This is a genomic window from Marivita sp. S2033 (assembly GCF_046592965.1).
GTDB lineage: Bacteria > Pseudomonadota > Alphaproteobacteria > Rhodobacterales > Rhodobacteraceae > Marivita.
Genome location: NZ_JBISBV010000034.1, coordinates 1 through 2,525, shown reverse-complemented (window position 1 = coordinate 2,525; position 2,525 = coordinate 1). Strand labels below are relative to the sequence as shown.

3 protein-coding genes are annotated in these 2,525 nt (G+C 57.6%); all 3 read left to right on the top strand.

What is annotated here, in order from left to right; all coding sequences use genetic code 11:
• Positions 1-225 precede the first annotated feature (225 nt).
• On the top strand, positions 226-1,512 hold the full coding sequence (locus ACGKZZ_RS17115) for a DUF6538 domain-containing protein (RefSeq protein WP_411224730.1): 1,287 nt from the start codon (positions 226-228) through the stop codon (positions 1,510-1,512).
• Positions 1,509-1,685, top strand: coding sequence for a hypothetical protein (locus ACGKZZ_RS17110; RefSeq protein WP_411224729.1), 177 nt, complete (start codon positions 1,509-1,511; stop codon positions 1,683-1,685). The genes ACGKZZ_RS17115 and ACGKZZ_RS17110 overlap by 4 nt, the downstream gene beginning before the upstream one ends.
• A 97-nt stretch (positions 1,686-1,782) precedes the next feature.
• Positions 1,783-2,525, top strand: a 743-nt coding sequence (locus ACGKZZ_RS17105) for a hypothetical protein (protein ID WP_411224728.1), incomplete at its 3' end; no start/stop codon positions are given.

The window sequence follows — 2,525 nt, the reverse complement described above, 5'->3', positions numbered from 1 at the left end:
CCGTCGAGGAAGCTTCTGAACAGAAATATCAGGGGGGTCACTTTTGGACGCCGATTACCCCAATACAGGGGTCAATCTTGCATGCCGGTTCACAGGCGTTTCCCTGACCGGCCCTCTCAAAGACGAATACGGCGAACCAGAGTTTGACCTGATCCTTCGGGTCTACTCCTCGGCGGTCTGACCCGCCCCCCACCTCACATCGCAATGAAAAAGGGAGGAGACACAGTGTCTACTCAAATTCGCTATGCCTACCTGAAAGGGCACACTTGGCTTTATCGCCGCAACTACCCCAAAGAAGTGGCCGTGATTCTCGGGACGCAAGCGCTGAAACGTTCCTTGAAGACCGGCGATCACAACAAGGCGCGTGTTCGCGCCGCCGAACTGAACGCCCACTACGAGGCGACGGTCTCTCGGGTCCGCTCCAAGACCCAAGAGGTGTTGCTTGGGGTACCGGATTGGGAAAACCGCTCGCGGGACATCCTAGAGCGTCTCCGTTCCATTCTGGCACACTCGGACGGCGACTTGAAGCCGAAGAGCTACAGCAAGCCAAAACAAGAGAAGATTCCTACGGTGGCTGAATCCACCCGTGTCTACTTGATAAAGCGCAGACAACAGCTTCGCCCCGGGGGCTTCAAATCGGTCCGGTACTCGATCGAACTGTTCTCTAGTCGCTTCGGTGATCGGTCTCTTAAAAGCCTGACGCGGGAAGACGGGAGAGCCTTCTTGGAGGCGATCTCCCAGCTCTCGCCACATCTCGGTAAATCCCCAGATACCCGGCATCGAAGTCTGGACTGGTCGGTCGAGTGGTCTAAGGTATCTGATCTGAGGATCACCGCCCGAACACAGAGGCGCATCTGGGCGCAGGTGAACCACTGGTTGGATTGGATTGTCTACGAAGGACTGCTGGACGCCAATCCGTTCAAGACGGTCCGGTTCGAAGGCAAGATCAGACCCAACCCCTACGAGGTGCCGTCGGACGACGAAGTACGAGGGCTGTTGGCTCGAAGGGACAAGATGCTCCACCCGGTACTGATGATCTGCCTGCTCTCGGGCATGCGGGCCGGGGAAGCGATTGGGCTGGAGGCTGAAGACGTGGTCCTGAAGGGTAAGGCCGGGTTGTTCTTTCACGTCCGACCGAACCAACGGCGTCTCCTTAAGACCGAGGCGGCCGAGCGGGAGGTTCCGGTGCATCGGGCACTCGAACCCGCGTTGGCGGAGTTGCCGAAGCAGGGTCCGCTGTTCCCGCGTTTGACCGTCAACGACGTCACCAAACGGTTCGCCGTTCTGAGAGAAAAGCTGGGGTTTGATCGTCCCGGTTTGGTGTTTCATTCGACCCGAAAATGGTTCGTCACTCAGTGCGAGCGAACGGGCGTTCCGGAGCACTTCACGGCGTCCCTCGTCGGTCATCAGTCGGCTAGATCGGAGAACGGGCTGACCTACGGCATCTACTCGGCTGGTATCAGTGACGAGCAGAAGCGGGACATTGTCGACCAGATCAGGTTACCGACATGATGGTTCCGCCGAACATCGAGGAGTTCGAAGAGAGGGCCGCTATCGCCGAGTTCGATGGCGGTCTCTCTCGTTCCGAGGCCGAGGACGTTGCCGCTCAGGATCAGGGGTTCATCAGTGCCCAATTCTACTGGCAATGGCTTGCCGACTACGTGGTGACGCGAAAGATGCCCTAAAAACGACCTCGGCTGGCGCGCATCAGCCGGGGTACTTGATTGCAATAAGTTCCACTAAACGATGAAAATGGAACGGCCCCAACGGAAAGGAATGAAAATGAAGAGAGTATTTGGGTTTTTGACGGGGTCCATTAGTTGGATTTGGCGCGGGGTGTTTGTATCTGTGCTTCTATTCTCGATAGCGTTCAATATTACGGCGATATTCGGTGGCGCAATTTTCACCACAGTATCGGGCGCGTTTGGGGCTCTCACGGGAGCAAGAACTCTAGTTGCGAGTCACGCTGATGAGGTTGCGGACTTGAACGCAGAGATTTTCGCCGAGCGTAGAGTTCAGCGAGAGCTCCGCGGGGATGTCGCTGACCTGACAGGGGATCTCGCGGTTGCGCACACGGCGAACCGGCAACTGCGGGATCAGGCTACCGAGTTGGGTGAGGAAGTTACAAGCTCAAGGCTGGCTCTTAGACAGGCAAGAAGTGAAATCACGGACCTGACGGACAACCTCGCTGCCGAGCGTTTGGCGAGGCGACAACTGCGGGAGGAGATTGGAGAAGGCCTAGTAAACTTCGGCGGCAGGCGGGTCGCGTTGCGGCAGGCAGTGGAAGAGACGGCGGACAAGGTCTCATCACGGGCGACAAAGTCGGCGACACGAGAGATCGGCACTATGGCGGGAGAAGCAATACCGTACGTGGGGACTGCCGTCATCGTCGGGGTCACGGCTCTTGAGATCAACGATCTTTGCCGGACCATCCAAGACATGAACGCGCTGAAACGCGCCTTCAATCGCGAGTTGGAGCCTTCACCGGAGGAATTGACGGTCTGTTCAATGTCGGTCCCCTCTCG

Coding starts and splice junctions, on each gene's coding strand:
- ACGKZZ_RS17110 (WP_411224729.1), top strand. CDS start 1,509: ATGATGGTTCCGCCGAACATCGAGGAGTTCGAAGAGAGGGCCGCTATC.